This window comes from Acinetobacter sp. NBRC 110496 (assembly GCF_000876115.1).
GTDB lineage: Bacteria > Pseudomonadota > Gammaproteobacteria > Pseudomonadales > Moraxellaceae > Acinetobacter.
Genome location: NZ_BBTF01000044.1, coordinates 15,147 through 30,120 on the forward strand (window position 1 = coordinate 15,147; position 14,974 = coordinate 30,120).

The following is a 14,974-nucleotide window of genomic DNA, read 5'->3' on the forward strand; positions in this document are numbered from 1 at the left end:
GCTACCCAGGTTGCATAGGACTATTAATCATATGCTTAAGAAAATTTATACTTTTAGTATATACCGATTCTAAAAACATTTCTGTTTAATCTTTAATATAAGCTATGTCTAATAAAGGTTTAAAGAAAAATTAAAAGTTTTAATTTATTATTTTAATAAAAAGGTCTAAGCCCTCAATGTTATAATTTACAGACATAAATAGGTTATGAATGACCACTTATTTAGGGTTAAATTACTTTTATTAATTTGAGGTTTATATGTCAAAACAGTTTTTTTCGGGTTCTGTTGTAATCAATGGCAACGCCAATGTATACAGTTCAGCTTCAAACAAACAAATCGTTGGAAGTGGAAAACGAGTGACTAAGCAAGTACCTGTAAGCCCATTTAACGAAATCTGTATGAATGGTCCAATGAGTCTGAAGTTTTTTGCTTAAAGTGATTCTAAAATGGAAATTACTGCAGACGATAATATTGTGGATCTTATTAGTGCTACTTTTCAGGGTGGTGTATTGGTTTTAGCTATTCAGGACAATGTGAGTTTTAGTACTCGTTCACCGTTAGAAGTATCGATCACTTACCCAACTTTAAAAGCTATTGATTTAAAAGGTTCAGGCAATATCCAGATCTTAAATCTAAATGAAGATAAATTTACCGCAAGTATTAGTGGATCTGGAAATATGGATTTAGACGGTACCATTGAACACTGTGTCTTATCTTTGAAAGGATCAGGCAATTTTGATGCGTTACCACTGAAAAGCACCAATTTAGAAGTGGCGCTATCTGGTTCAGGCAATATCTTTTGTACAGCTATCAATTCAGCTCAAGTACAGCTTTCAGGCTCAGGCAACGTTAAAGTTTATGGAAACCCAATCCATAAGACACAAAACCGAACTGGCTCAGGACAAATTAGTTTTAAATAGGTCGATAAACCTAGTTCAATGAAAGTTTAGAGAAAAATAAACCCCAAAAGTTTGCTACCTTTGGGGGTCTATGTTTGACATTCAAATTATCGAAATAAAAATATTATTAATGAAGTTTTCGGACCATTCAGGATCGTTCGATTTACTCAAAATATCTTTGAGCCAAACCTTTAATGTTTCAATTGGATAATCTGCATTTTTGTATAAGTTAATCACGGTGATAATCTGTTGATTCAGTGCTGTTGTTGAATCATTACGTGCGATCATTTCTACAAGTTTTGTGTAGGCCTGAAGGAGTTCTGGTTCTTCAGCTCCAGTGACTTTACGGGGTTGCTTGCTAATCTGGCCAAGAATCTCAATAAATTGTTCTTTGACCAGCTCAATCGGGTGGATCTGACTAAATCCCTGTTGAGTCAGTAAGGCGTATGCGCGTAAAACCAAGCTAAACCAATTCTTTTTGGTCATGCTATCAGGATAGAGGCCTATATCATCCAACTGTTGTTTGATGCCAAAGAATAGGGCACTGATAGAGTAGTTCGGGTTAACCGTGCTTTGAATTGCAGTCGTCCACACGGCATTTTGCATTTTATGACGTATAACATCACGCGTGTAATCAACGCCGTATAAACATTTAAAATCGTTCCAGTCACTTAGATCTAGCTGTTCTTCAGTAAATTCAGGTCCAATCATGGCTGCGTTTACAGCTCGGCATGCTTCTGTTGCGTAATAGATACCGGGATTGCGCTTTATTTTGCTTTCTAATGCTGTTTTATGGTCATTATCATTGAAAATATAGAAGCGTGAAAACGGGAATTCGGCACGGAAATCACGTACTACATTCATGATGTTGCCAGCCACGTACACGACAATGACTGGAATAGAGTATTGAATTGATTCTGCAATTGCTTCACCAGTGGCGTAGCCCTCACAAAAGATTATCCGATCTTGGTTCCATGCATCCAATGGATCTTTATATAAGATTTTGAAAGCGCCGTTTGCAAGTACACCACGTAATGTAAACTTATCTTCACCACGCTTGTTTTTGTGTTCAGCGATGGTCTGAAGGAAAATGATTTGATTTTTGAGGTTTTGCCCCTCAACTAAAAGCTTGTTCTGGCGTAGCGACTGTTGATCTAGATCTGGTTGCAGATCAATAATACGGTTCAGAATAATGGTGTTGTTCTTGTGTTGAGGGTAGTACTGGCTGACATAATCAATCAGCTCATTTTTAGTGAAGTTGCTTGGATTGTACAATCTAGCATGACTGAAGCTAATCTGCTTTTTCACATTGTAGTTGTGTGGACGGTTTGACAAGGGTAGGCTTCTGGCCCATTCAAAACCCATATAGATTTGAGCCAATATCTCTTGGTCTTTTTTGTTCTTCTCAGCACTTTTGCATGAGTTTAAGAAGCGTTTAAGATCTTCTTCTTGCTGTTCCTTGGTATATACGGTGTCACCAGGTTGCAGATCCATTTCTTGAATGTATTCATACAAGCTGTAAGTGAAGTTTGCACCGCCAGCATGAAACCAACCATAAGACATACGTGCGTTATCTAGATCTACAAGATACCAGGCCGTTTTTTTCTTATTTTTTGTGGCGTCATTGTGGTGATTGGTTCTGAGGTAAATACGTTTAGAGCTTCGTTCAAGCTGAAAGTCACTCTCACGATCAAATACAATGCCCTCATTTTCAAGATGCGATCTAAATATTTTAGATAGCGTACCAATATCGATACCATACTTGATCATGAGGGGGTTCATAAATAAAGAAACTCACTTATAAATATTTTATAACCAGCGGTTGAGCAACGACATATTTTGATGGGTTGTTAGTTTGCAACGTGATTTCATGAGCGTAATGCCATGCCTTAGTGATACGGTTTAGGATGACACTTTCAAGGTCGTCTTCTAAGAATTCGTAAAGATTAAATCGCACGTTGTTTAAGATCAGTTTTTTATAACCTTTCACAAGGGTATTTAAAAAATTCTGGGATTGGTCCATAAAGGCGTTAACGTCAGCATCATAACTTATTGTGTTATTCACGACTGCATTATAAAAGTACTGCTCAGAATCAATTTTAATAATATGCATCTGCTCTAAGAATGACTCTAAATAAGCTGGATGCATATTTTTACTTAAAAACTTACAGATCCGCTTATTCTTGTTGTCGTTAAAATAGATGTATTTAGAGGTTAGCTCAGCATTAATCACTGTGACATATTCGCCGTCCACACGAAACTTCACGGTATTATTGTTGGTGAACTGCAGCATTAATTCTGTGAAGATATAGCTATCTAACGTTTTTTCATGCTTAAACGTCTGCTTGTCCAAGAAATAACTGTTGTACTGAAGATCTGCAACATTGGCATAGCTTTGAACGAATTGAGCTATGTCATTGTGCATGTTTTGGGTGTCGAGATCCGATACTTCAGTTGAAACCGATTGAAAGGCACTATTTTTATAAAGATGCCCTAATAATTCTGTTTGATTGTAGTTTTTAGGTTTAACTTTCAAGCCAACAGTAAACTCGTCTTGCTCATAATTCCCTTTAATTAGATTGCTTAAATAACTTTCAGCTTCTTGAAAAGATACGTTTCCAAGGTTGTCTAAAAATGATTTTAAGGAAGTGCCATCTAATCGTACTGCAACATGAGATATAAATGATGGATCGAACTCGAAACGCATAATACTTCATTGATTGAAATGGGTATTAAAATTATATAACAGGTTTAAGGAAAAAAGAATGAAAACCTTTAAGTATTATTACCATAAAAGTAATTTTGAATTGATTTAATAAGTTTAGTTTCGGTTTCTTGAGTATATAAACTACCTGAAATTAGTTTTAAGCCAGTATCAGTTTTAAGCCAATGTAGTGTATTAAAATGGTCATTAGCGATATGGCTACTCTTGTGCATGCGCGACACAAAACCAGTGTTCAGACCAGTATCAAACAGGCGTGGACAACTTGGTGCGTGGACATGATAGAGGACTTCACGGCGTTGATTGCTAGAGGGTGATTTACCTACGCCACGGCGTACTGGCATACCTTTGTGCTTTCTATAACTATTGAGAAATGAATCAATCGTATCGTTATACGTGGGTTGCATCAGGTAGCCACGGTGATTGTAGATGTCAGTTTTAGGATGAATAGAAAAATTAAATAAGCTAAGCATTTTACCAAGTAAGATTAATAGCTCAGGACTACCTTTAAGGTTGGTACCAATCAAACTATCTTTAATGGTTTTAATAGTATCCGTGCGATACTCTAAAACCACATAGTCTCCCCAATTAGAGGTTAAGCTTAAAGGATCTTCATCAGATATGTTGGCTTCAGTATCTTCATAGCAAAACACGATGATCAGTACTTTAACGTTGTTTCCGTTAAACAAAACTTCGTTTTGATGCGCGAAAAAACCATATAAAGGTTTGTCGTTGTGTCCTAGACCTGGTGTATGAATAAAGTTGGTCCACTGAAAGTAGTAATTCAGCAAATGACCATCGACATAGCGACCGTTTTCATCATTCAATAGGGTGCGATATACATCATTTTCAAGCTTTAGCACGGGTTGGCTGTACCGCCAAGCGCTCAACGCTGCAGTCGTAAATGCAAAGTCATAAAAGTTAAACTCAGGGTTCATATTTTTATAGAACAATGCATAAGGCTGTAACACACTTTCCCATACCTGTAATGGGATAAAGATGTTGGAACCCCACTTAGGAATCTCCGCAAAATAACCAGTGCCATAGGTATGATTTACGTTATCCCAAAACAGGCGTTCTAGCTGTTTATAGTCTGGAATGTCTTCGCTTTTAACCAATGATGCTGTACATAATGCTAACTTTTTCTCCAGTGCCAATAATTGACTGACAGGAGGGTATAAGCGACCAGCTTTTTGCGTAAAAACTTCCGCATTCAACTTTGATATAACATCAGCAAAGATTGAATCTTTCACTATACTGGTCTTCCATAAAAGGTGTGTGAGGGTGGCTAATTAGTATAAGGCATTCTAACAAGTTGTATGTATTCTATAAGGCGTAAAACTCTAAAAAGTTGATAATATATATCAGTTTTTAAAGCATTCACATTTCATACATAATTCTAACCTTGCTCAAATATAACATCATATTGTTTGCGATTTCTAAACAACAGTTTAACTAATCTGCAATATATCAGGGTAGAGCTGAGTATAGGGCTTAATCATTACTTTTGTTCAGCATGAGATAATAGTTTGTGGAATTTCCGTGAATATGATTAAAAAAGCTTTAAAACTTATTAGAGATCGGTTATATTACGAATCAAGGGATATTACCCTATTTAATAAACTATTAGACTGAGATTGTTCTAATAGTTTTTTTTTGCCCTTTTTTTGACATTTCCTGTTTTTTCTTCTATAGCTTCTGCTATATTTCTCCATATTTTACTCTATTTTTCGTTATTTTGATTAATTTTTAATCAATGTTAAAAGCTTAAATAATCAGCAACTTAGCCATTTATACCCACTACTATCCACAAAAACCTGTGCATAAAAAAACCAAATATTAAATCCCAAAATGGAATTTCTTCAATTTTAAGCTATAATTATGCTCATAGTTTTAATCATTGTAGTGGACTTAGTTATGAGCCATGTAGACCAAATAGAAACGATTAAAATTACTAACCGCGAAATCGGAATATTGCCTAACAATGTGCCAGTAGTAGATCAGTTTTTGAATAACTACCGCACACATAAAGCATCAACGACTCATTCAGTGGCTAGTAATTCACCTTTAATGAACATTACCAATTCAATGCATGTGCATCGAGTAGAAGATTCCCCCTATACTCAACCTATTCGTAAACTTCATTAGAAATAAAAAAAGCAGCGATTTCGCTGCTTTTTTATTGCCTATTGGATTTCTTTAGTGCTGATCCATATAGCTTTGAGTGAGCTTCTTACGCTCGTAATTCTCTTTGAGCTGTATGCCAATACCAATAATTATTATAGGTAAAATGGCTAGGGCAAAAAGAATGCAGATCGAATCAAAAATTGGCCTGGGCATATGAGCGCATTATTGCGGATTCGCATTGGTTAATTCCTCCAGTGTTGGTGGTTTTGTGGCGACTGGTTCATTTGCTGGTGCTTCAGGTGACACTTCTGGTACTTCAGGTGTTGAATTTGGTTCTTGTTGTGGATCTAACTTGTCTTCATAAGACTCTTGTGGAAGGCTATTGCTTGCAACAAAGTTATCTAGAATATCCTGAGCCTTATATGCCTTATTGCATTCGTCATTTGAGGCGTACATTTCTTTTTGTACGCTATCGTCTAAATACTTTTCTCGGCCATCACTAACATCATCGCTGTAATAACCAGCTTTCTTAGCAGAATCTATATAAATGGAATAACAAATATTTAAAACATTACTACGCTCGTAATCATGTTTGTAATACCAGTCAATACTACGTTCCTTTGCATCAGTTTTCGTATCTTCAAGGTATTGATCTAAGCGTTTCTCTTGTGGCGTAGACGAACACCCGATGATTAACAATGAGGTGCTTAAAACTATAAGTTTTTTAATCATGGTTTTAGCTTAAAACAAACGATACCTTTATAGTACAACATTAATTCGTTAAATAATATTTTTGGAATTTTAATTTGTGATGGTTAAACATTGCATTTTCAAACAATTAAGCCGTTTTTTCCCATAATTTTAGATAAATATTGTTGTCTTTTTGCGCGTAGAATATTGAAAACAGGAAGTAATTTAACCACTTGAAATGTTCATCCAACTAAAGATTAAGAAATAAGCCCTTAAAAGTGTTTGTTTATCAACCCTTAAACCTATTTAAACATTTTAAAATTGTATATACTAAAACCATTACTAGATTAACTTCAGTAATTATTACTAAAGAAAGTTAAAAATTGGATGAATTTTAATGAGTAGTTTGTTCATAGTAGAGTCACCCGGAAAGGTCGAAAAAATTCAACATATCTTGGATGACCTGTATCCGCACGAATTCGTTGTACGCGCTTCAGTTGGCCATGTATGTGATTTACCTAATCATGAGATCGGTTTTTCATATCCAGCCTTTGTTCCTAAATACGAAATATCTCAAAATAAAACACGCGTTGTTCAAGAATTAAGACAGGCTGCTAAAAATGCAGATACGGTTTTCCTCGCAACTGACTTGGACCGTGAAGGTGAAGCCATTGCATATCACTTAAAACGTATCCTGAACTTATCTGACGATCAGTATATTCGCGTCAAATATAACGCTATTGATAAAAGTACGATCGCTAATGCACTTCAAAATGGTGAAGAGCTGGATCAAGGTATGGTGGCATCTCAAGAAACACGCCGTTTCCTTGACCGTATGATTGGTTTTTACTTGTATGAGCCAATTTCAAATATTTTAAAAGGCAAATTTCCTGTTGGCCGTGTTCAATCTGCCGTACTCGTTGTGCTTGGTGATTTAGAAGATCTACTGAAAAACTTCAAATCACATGAACATTACAATCTTGAAGTAACTCTAAAACAAGGTTGGGCTGCGAAATGGGATTTTTCTAAGTGGCTTAATCCTGAAATGAAGGATGTGCACAATAACCAGTGGTTAGATAAAGCTTCAATTACCCGTCTACAAAACGTAATTGATAAAAAAGACTTAACCATTACCAGTGTTGAAACTAAGCCATCTTTCCGTAGTGCTCCAGCGCCGTTTATTACTGTTGATCTGCAAGCTGCAGCTGCAGCGCGTCTTGGTTTGGATCTAAAACAAACTATGGAAGCAGCGCAAAAGTTATATGAAGGTGGTTATATCACTTACCATCGTACTGATGCTGCTGTAATTTCGCCTGAGGGGATGCAAGCTCTAGAAGCTTTTGGTGAGAGAGAGGGCATTGCGATTATCGGCAATAAAGCCAAATCTCGCGATGGTGCTCAAGAAGCACATGAATGTATTCGTCCTAGTGACTTCTTTACCTTTGAAGCTGGTGAGGACCAAGTTCAAAAGGATCTATATCGTCTAATCTGGTTGCGTACTGTTGCATCGCAAATGGCTCCAGCTGAATACGAAGTTAAATCCGTTATAGGTGTCTATAAAGATGTCACTCTCAATGTAGATGGTGAAAGCATTACTAAAGATGCTGAATTCAAAGCTTCTAGCCGTATCTTAAAAGAAGATGGCTGGTTGGGCTTATTAAAGACCTACAGTATTGATGAAAATGCACTTGAATACGTGGACGGTGAAGAAGATTCAGAAAAAGAACCTGAACATACGCTACCTATAGATATTGAAGTCGGTCAAAACCACAATGTTATTGCTGGTAAAGTTATCGCGACCAAAACCAAACCACGTTCACGCTACACCGTACCATCATTGGTCAAATTACTTGAGAAAAAAGGAATTGGTCGTCCTAGTACTTACCAATCAATCTTTGAACGGTTAATCAAGCACGGCTATATCAAGCTTGTTAAAAAGAAAATTGAAGTTACACCGCATGGATTGAAGTTGATTCAAAACATTAGAGGTAAGTTTAGTTTTGCAGATCCGCTTTACACCAAAGAAATTGAAGAAACACTGGATCTAATCGCTACTGGTGATGCCGATTACAAACAAGAACTCCAAAAGTTCCATTTAGGGATTGAAAGTGAATTAGGACAGTTCTCAAAACATTGGCTTGATTCATTCCCTGTCTACAAATGTAATAACTGTGATGACGGACGCATGTTGCCGAAAATCGGTACCAATCGCGACAAAACAACATCGGTCTACTGGTCATGTAATTCATGCAAAAGTTCAGCGCCAAACAGAAATGTTGATGGTAAAGATGAACCGGGTAAGCCAACTGTACGTGAGCCAACTGCTCATTTATGTTTATGTGGCAAATCACTGACTCAGGTTACAACTGATAAATCTGTATTTTTTGAGTGCTCTCAACGTGCGTTCGTAGATGGCACCTGTAAAGAAACATACCGTTCTACAAATGACGAAAGCGGTAACTTGGTTCCTGATTTTGACGAATATCGCCGTAACCATACATACAAATGTCAGCTTGAAGGGTGTGGCGGTTGGTTGCGTGAGTTAAAAGGTATTTCAACTTCTTCAGGTAAGCCGTATCACTTCTTTTCTTGTGAAAAATCCAATCCAAACCTGAAAGGCAAAAAATGTAAGTCGGGTCCATTAGAGGTGTTCCCTGATGGTAGTCCTAACTACGAGCCAAGATTCCAAGTGACCAAAACAGAGTATCCATGTATCTGTAAAAAGCCTCTTGTACATACCAAGTACCGCAAAGAACCTGGTGTTTACGAAGAGCGATACAGTTGTGAAGCTGCATCATGTAAACGTTATTTCGACATATTGCCAGATGGATCACCAGATACCCAACTTACAAAATCTCGCACTGGCAACGAAGCCAAGTGTTTTGAGTGTGGCCAGACCATGATTCAGTCTGCATTTAATTTACGTGGTGAACGTAAGTATAAATGGGATTGCTTTAGCTGTGGTGCAAGTGGATACGACAACAACGGTGAGCCAGTTCAACGTGGCAAAAAGAAAGCCAAGTCTAAATCGACCTCTAGAAAAGCTAAATCAAGTAAATAATTGAATAGGTGAATAAATGAGTAATCACGAACCAGATGATATGGACAACATCGGGAAGGAAGCTGAAGAAGCGATCAAAATCCAACCCGATGATGAACATGTAAGTGAGCCTGAACAGCCAGCCAAGACAGCAAAGAAGGGCAAAAAAGTAAACATTGATGAAAACTTTTTTGCTAAGCATAAAAAGCTAATCTTGATTGGCGGTGGTGTTCTTTTCTTTTTGTTATTTGCTGTGGTTATTTTTGGCAATCAAAACATCGAAGTTGAACGTCCACAACAAAGCGATGTTGAACTTGAAGCTCGACTGCAGAGTGAAGTTGCAAGACGAGTAAAAGAAGAAAGTATGAAATTGGCTGCTCAGCGCAATAAAATTATCGACCGTATTAGTCGTAACTTTGACTGTAACGCACCACAAGTATTCTGTCATGCACAAGATACGTCAGAACCGTATTCAACTGTCGTTTCTAGTTTGCAGAACTTCCAATTTCAGCCAGATACGCCGTATGAAGTTTACATTGAAGTCTACCCCTTGAAAGTGGATGCCCAAAACCCACAAACAAGTCAGCGTAAAGGAAGTGTTTGTAGCCCGAACAACGTGCACCTTTTCTTATGCCAAAAAATCGTAATGAAAAATCCTGCGCTTATGGCCAATCAGATCCGCGAACTATATGCGCTACTAACGCCGTCTATGACTTATCGCTTGCAGATCAGCAGTCGTCCAATTACGCCAAGTGACATCGATCTGACATTGATTACTACCGAACTGGACAAAATGAATGCCGATTCTGCAACTGCTAGTGAACCTGAATTGGAGTGTGTACCGCCAGATCCTAAAAAAGATCCTGTTGCGTACAACTTATACGAAACAGGGGGCATGTCTTGTCAAGACATCATGAAGGACTTAGCTGCACGTAAGACAACTGCTCCAGCTGGTCAACCTGGTCAAGCTCAACAAAGTGGTGGTGAACAACCACAACATCCTGATGCATTTGGTACGCCAGTAGCAACACATTAAACATACTAATAAGAAACGGATTGATTTTGGTTAATCCGCTATTAATTGGCTTTTGGTTGAGAATACTAATTTAAGCATCTGTTTATCAAATAGATCTTAAAAAAATGAAACAATAAAATGCAGATTTATTCTGCATTTTTTAATTTTCACATTACAATAGTTTAAATTCGCAACTTTTAAGCAACCGGGTACGCTATGAACAACCCAACCAAAATTCAAGATCTGCAAGTGGCAGATTTGCCGTCCACGTTTAAGCTGAAGAAAAAACATAAAGAAGAAGTTTTTCTGAAGTACAAAGAGTTGAATGAGGCACTATTCAAAGTAGGGTACATTCCAGTGACGTTCTCAGACTTTGTGCATGCACTTATAGAAACTGGCGTAAAGGGATTTTCTGTCGAAGAATATGTCAACGCTCAATTAAACTCTTAATTTTAGAACTCTAATTATTTTTTTGATGTCAAAAAAAAAATGGACCACATTCGTAATCCATTCCTTTATTTTCTTTAACGATTAACTTTCTATTTTGGTACCACACTGAGGGCAAAACAGCATATTGTCCTGAAGTGGTTCACCACATTTCACACAAAACATATTCTTTTTCGGTTTGATGACCACGGGCACTTGATCTGATAGATCCTGACTGTGCGTTTCAGGGTTATTCATCAATCCAAGATGTGTACCATGTGTTCTTGGTGAGCTTTTATTGATTGCGTTATTCATCTGGTTCATAGATGACATGCGGTTAATATCTGCTTCAGACGTTGGGGCAACCACAATGCTTTGGCTTTTGGCAAAGTCGGCTAAATGCTCTTTCAGTACAACAGCATCATCAGTACAAGCAGTCATGCTCAAGATCGCACGGTTTTGATATTTACCGAAGGTCGTTGTGCTAATTTCAGCGTACCAGACACGTAACGTCATGGTTTCAACATTGATGACTTCTTTTTGTGATTTCACGCTGTCGTCAAGGTAACGGCCAAAGTTAATTTGAGACAATTGATAGCTACCTTTAGCCTCAACCCATATTAGTTTTGATACAAAGTCAAAACGGCTCCATAGGTAATTACCGTGCTCAAAACAAAACTTCCCTAAGATCCACATCGATACACCAAAGAAACCATAAGTGAAGACGCTAAAATCCAGATAGCTTCCGTTATATAGACCTTTGGCAAAAATAGTCATTAATACGACTGAAGCAATAAAACTTAACAATCCAAAACTATTGAGGATGGCTAACCAGCGATACTTTTCTTCTTTGAAGCATGAGCTCAATGTCATATCACGAAGGGTATTGATTGGCACTGGTTGAGTTTCTTCTAAGATCTCACCCTCAAAAGCACCGTTTTTACTGCGAGAGTTGATAACTGGCAACTGGCGTGAATAGATTCTGTTAGGAATAGCACTTTCCCAATTCTTTTGTAGATGGCGTTCAAGTTCATCAAACAACTGCATTGGTTGGCAATTCATACTCAAACTATCCTGAACGACTCCAGCACTGGCTTGTGGTGGCTGTTTTACCATTTGAGCAATCACGGCCAAGAAGAATATCGCAATCGCAATCAGCGCTGCAATTAACGTAAAAATTGCTTTATCCATGCTTGGCAACCAAATAGGTGCAACTGCATGTTGGGTAAGGATAGGAACCAATACAGGTCCAAGAATGGCGACTAAAACCAAACCAATGACTTTAGATAAACCAATTTCTTGTGCACCTGAGTTCGGATTAGCCATAGGACGCAATAAAACAATCAAAATAATGGCGTTGTAAACAATCCCAAGCCAAGCACCTGTATTGGGTGATGCACCCACATACGCGATTAGAGCACTCACTAAGGTAATCAGAAAAACAATCGCATTTTGAAATTGAGCTTCTGCAGCGTTACGGATGAATAATGGCGAAAAAATAAGATTAGGGAACAGTGAATATAGAATCCCGTTCACTGAGCCTTTTGGTTCTTCATAAATCAAAGCGCTTTGGCGTAGGATCTCTTTAATATCGGTTGCACCAGGATAAGCACCAGTTTCTTGAATGGATAACTCCTGTGCAAGTCCGGCTGGTTGATCACGACCAAAGTAGAACTTTAGGTTTGATAAGCCTGTGGTCAGCAGTAGAGCGCCATAACTGAACATTGCTAGACCAACTATAAGCGGTGGTAGTGCAACAAATACACCGTTACTGAATAGACCTTTTGCACTGAAAATTAAGCTTAGGCCAGCCAGCATAAAAACGATGGCACCGATCACTTTAAAAATGTTTTCTATTCGGTAGGGATTAGGGAATTCAAACCGCTTATCTTGCGAGTTATATTCATATGCCATTTTTAATACTCCTTAACGCATTTATCTAATTACGTTTTAACTGGTTAATTATAACTAAGTCGTGGGGTATAAAGTTTTTTTAGTTAAAATGAATCACTGTTTTAGTTAAGTTTTAATAAGGGAATTTAAAAAGTATTTTAAAGGCGCATTAAAAAAGGGGATAACGAATCCCCTTTAAAGATGTACCAAGCTTATGTGCTGTTATTTGTTTTGATCTGCTTGTTTTTGAGCATCTGCAGCTGCAGCGTTCAGCATAGAAGACATATCATTTGGCTCGTCCTCTTTTGGTGGATTTTGTTCTGCAGTTTTTTGATGTGCATCAAAATCGTGGCCCTCAACTTTTGAAGGTTTTTCATTATCGACATAAGCTTCACGCGCTGCTTGTAGGTCTGCAGATGGATCTACTTTGTCAATTTGTTCATCTGGTTGAATAGGTTTTGATTGAGATGTTGATTCTTCTTTTTTACTACAACCAACTAAAACCAAACCTACAGATAATAAGCCAGTTAATAATAGAGTTTTGAATGACATTTAATCGCCTCCAGCGAAACATAAGCAAAGGTATAGTCACATATACTTATAATGTATATACCAAAATTTAACTAAAACTAGTCCGTTGTATAACGTGACCTTTATAAAAACGGTTTAAGTATATACCAATTGCAAATTTTCTTGTTATCGGCTGAAAGCTAATAGAATAGGGTATCGCTTAACGACACTATATAATGGCAAAAAAAAACCACCTTTTACGGTGGTTTCACTAGTTTTAAAGATTAAATCTCTTTAAGGTCTAGATTTTGTTCGCAATAACTACGTACAGCTTCTTTATCTGAAGGATCTAAACCCTTTTCAATCATTTCTTCACGTAACCATTTAATTACTTGACCGCGACCAGCCCAACGTAAGCTGTTGTTTTCACGGTGAACCCATTCATGCGTAAGCTTACGTTTTTGACGTCTTACAGGCTCAACTTTTGTGGTATCAATGTGGTTGTTTTTTAGATATTCACTAAGTGTATGGATGTCCACAACACCATCGGCAGTAATTTTTTCTGAAATGATTGCATTAATGGCACTAACAGCATCGTGAAAAGCTTTATTTTCTTTAACGACTAGTTGTTGTTGAAGTTCTTCAATATAATTCTGAAGTTCAACAGGTGACATTTGAGCAACATTTTCTGGTTTTGATACATTTAACATGTCATTAGTTCCAGTATTGCGAGTTAAGTTGTTCATGATTAAACCTTTAGAAATATATTTGAAAATTAATTCAAAATATCTCTTACGACAAAACCATTTTTACACATTTACATTATTAAAATCAATTAGAGTTAATCGTATTTATACCTAAATATACCTTGAAATGGTTTTTCTTATAACTTTTATGTCTGGAATTTCCTTAAACCTAATGACAGGAATGCCAGCACTCTTCAAAAGCTCGTCACGCCTTTTATCTTTATCCTGGGTATATTTATGATAATGCCCATCAAGCTCAATAGATAATATAGGATTGTAGTCTTCATCAACAATCAAATAGTCCACGTAAAGCCTAGAAAACTGATTTCGGGTACTTATGTTTTGCGTGGTCATAAAAGCACTCATGCTTACTTGCACCAAAATGTTGCGTGATGGAATGACCTGTTCTAGTGCATCAAGCATTGTAATCTCGTCTTTTGTAAGGACTTTTTTAGATACAAGCTCCTGATTCTTTTGAGGCTTACGATAGCCTTTTTTTGAATTCTTTTTGGCTTTAGTTTTAGGTTTGCGAAATACGCCACATAAAGCAAAAACGAACTTATACACTATATAAAACAATAAAGAGGTGGTCCCACATGTTTGAACAACTAAAAGCTTATTTATAAGTGATACTCTGCTCTAGTTAAGCTACCTTATTTTGTTGTGGTAGCTGGTCATAGTAAAACTCATCTGGAGTCATTTTGTCCAGACTCGAATGAGGTCGTTTCAAATTATAAAATTCAAAATATGCGTTTAATTGCTTCTTCGCATCCAAAACATTGCTGTAGGCTTTGAGATACACCTCTTCATATTTAACGCTCCGCCATAATCGTTCAACCATCACATTATCAACCCATCGACCTTTACCATCCATACTGATTTGAATGCCATTTGATTTCAATACAT

The 14,974-nt window shown here is 37.1% G+C and carries 13 protein-coding genes; 4 read left to right on the plus strand and 9 right to left on the minus strand.

Annotation, left to right across the window (positions count from 1 at the left end):
• The first annotated feature begins 446 nt into the window (after positions 1 to 446).
• Entirely contained in the window at positions 447 to 920 is a 474-nt protein-coding gene (locus Aba26S_RS16365) for a GIN domain-containing protein (protein ID WP_252322559.1), read from the plus strand.
• An 81-nt stretch (positions 921 to 1,001) separates the two neighbouring features.
• On the opposite strand, the gene Aba26S_RS16370 is transcribed toward Aba26S_RS16365, so the two are convergent.
• The 4 genes from Aba26S_RS16370 to Aba26S_RS16385 all read right to left on the minus strand — a co-directional run bounded on the left by Aba26S_RS16370 (position 1,002) and on the right by Aba26S_RS16385 (position 6,447).
• Positions 1,002 to 2,669 (minus strand): virulence-associated E family protein, encoded by a 1,668-nt coding sequence (locus tag Aba26S_RS16370; RefSeq protein ID WP_010591044.1) that lies wholly within the window; start codon positions 2,667 to 2,669, stop codon positions 1,002 to 1,004.
• A 28-nt stretch (positions 2,670 to 2,697) separates the two neighbouring features.
• Positions 2,698 to 3,606: a hypothetical protein gene (locus Aba26S_RS16375; RefSeq protein WP_024160890.1), complete on the minus strand. Its 909-nt coding sequence runs from the start codon at positions 3,604 to 3,606 to the stop codon at positions 2,698 to 2,700.
• A gap of 68 nt (positions 3,607 to 3,674) precedes the next feature.
• On the minus strand, positions 3,675 to 4,874 hold the full coding sequence (locus tag Aba26S_RS16380) for a hypothetical protein (RefSeq protein ID WP_005028487.1): 1,200 nt from the start codon (positions 4,872 to 4,874) through the stop codon (positions 3,675 to 3,677).
• Positions 4,875 to 5,970: 1,096 nt separating this feature from the next.
• A complete protein-coding gene (locus Aba26S_RS16385) occupies positions 5,971 to 6,447 on the minus strand; it encodes a hypothetical protein (RefSeq protein WP_227520115.1) in 477 nt (158 codons plus the stop codon).
• 388 nt (positions 6,448 to 6,835) lie between these two features.
• On the opposite strand from Aba26S_RS16385, the gene Aba26S_RS16390 reads away from it, so the two are divergent.
• The 3 genes from Aba26S_RS16390 (at position 6,836) to Aba26S_RS16400 (ending at position 10,943) form a co-directional block, all read left to right on the plus strand.
• Positions 6,836 to 9,499, plus strand: a complete 2,664-nt coding sequence (locus tag Aba26S_RS16390) for a type IA DNA topoisomerase (RefSeq protein WP_043041427.1) — start codon at positions 6,836 to 6,838, stop codon at positions 9,497 to 9,499.
• Positions 9,500 to 9,515: 16 nt separating this feature from the next.
• On the plus strand, positions 9,516 to 10,514 hold the full coding sequence (locus Aba26S_RS16395; protein WP_043041428.1) for a hypothetical protein: 999 nt from the start codon (positions 9,516 to 9,518) through the stop codon (positions 10,512 to 10,514).
• Between the two features lie 195 nt (positions 10,515 to 10,709).
• Positions 10,710 to 10,943: a hypothetical protein gene (locus Aba26S_RS16400; protein ID WP_005028471.1), complete on the plus strand. Its 234-nt coding sequence runs from the start codon at positions 10,710 to 10,712 to the stop codon at positions 10,941 to 10,943.
• 81 nt (positions 10,944 to 11,024) lie between these two features.
• Here Aba26S_RS16400 and Aba26S_RS16405 read toward each other — a convergent pair whose 3' ends face one another.
• The 5 genes from Aba26S_RS16405 to Aba26S_RS16425 all read right to left on the minus strand — a co-directional run.
• A complete protein-coding gene (locus tag Aba26S_RS16405) occupies positions 11,025 to 12,833 on the minus strand; it encodes a zinc ribbon domain-containing protein (protein WP_038350045.1) in 1,809 nt (602 codons plus the stop codon).
• Between the two features lie 201 nt (positions 12,834 to 13,034).
• Positions 13,035 to 13,364 carry a hypothetical protein gene (locus Aba26S_RS16410; RefSeq protein ID WP_038350046.1) on the minus strand — a complete coding sequence of 110 codons (330 nt, stop codon included), beginning with the start codon at positions 13,362 to 13,364 and terminating at the stop codon, positions 13,035 to 13,037.
• Between the two features lie 242 nt (positions 13,365 to 13,606).
• A complete protein-coding gene (locus tag Aba26S_RS16415; protein WP_038350047.1) occupies positions 13,607 to 14,068 on the minus strand; it encodes an H-NS histone family protein in 462 nt (153 codons plus the stop codon).
• Positions 14,069 to 14,179: 111 nt separating this feature from the next.
• Positions 14,180 to 14,635, minus strand: a complete 456-nt coding sequence (locus Aba26S_RS16420) for a DUF2726 domain-containing protein (protein WP_227504921.1) — start codon at positions 14,633 to 14,635, stop codon at positions 14,180 to 14,182.
• A 76-nt stretch (positions 14,636 to 14,711) separates the two neighbouring features.
• Positions 14,712 to 14,974 (minus strand): integrase core domain-containing protein (locus Aba26S_RS16425; RefSeq protein WP_043973546.1); only part of this gene is annotated, 263 nt, incomplete at its 5' end.

Bases quoted from the DNA above. Each gene is read 5' to 3' on its own strand.
- Aba26S_RS16365 (WP_252322559.1), top strand. From the start codon at position 447: ATGGAAATTACTGCAGACGATAATATTGTGGATCTTATTAGTGCTACT.
- Aba26S_RS16370 (WP_010591044.1), bottom strand. From the start codon at position 2,669: ATGATCAAGTATGGTATCGATATTGGTACGCTATCTAAAATATTTAGA.
- Aba26S_RS16375 (WP_024160890.1), bottom strand. From the start codon at position 3,606: ATGCGTTTCGAGTTCGATCCATCATTTATATCTCATGTTGCAGTACGA.
- Aba26S_RS16390 (WP_043041427.1), top strand. From the start codon at position 6,836: ATGAGTAGTTTGTTCATAGTAGAGTCACCCGGAAAGGTCGAAAAAATT.
- Aba26S_RS16395 (WP_043041428.1), top strand. From the start codon at position 9,516: ATGAGTAATCACGAACCAGATGATATGGACAACATCGGGAAGGAAGCT.
- Aba26S_RS16400 (WP_005028471.1), top strand. From the start codon at position 10,710: ATGAACAACCCAACCAAAATTCAAGATCTGCAAGTGGCAGATTTGCCG.
- Aba26S_RS16405 (WP_038350045.1), bottom strand. From the start codon at position 12,833: ATGGCATATGAATATAACTCGCAAGATAAGCGGTTTGAATTCCCTAAT.
- Aba26S_RS16410 (WP_038350046.1), bottom strand. From the start codon at position 13,364: ATGTCATTCAAAACTCTATTATTAACTGGCTTATTATCTGTAGGTTTG.
- Aba26S_RS16415 (WP_038350047.1), bottom strand. From the start codon at position 14,068: ATGAACAACTTAACTCGCAATACTGGAACTAATGACATGTTAAATGTA.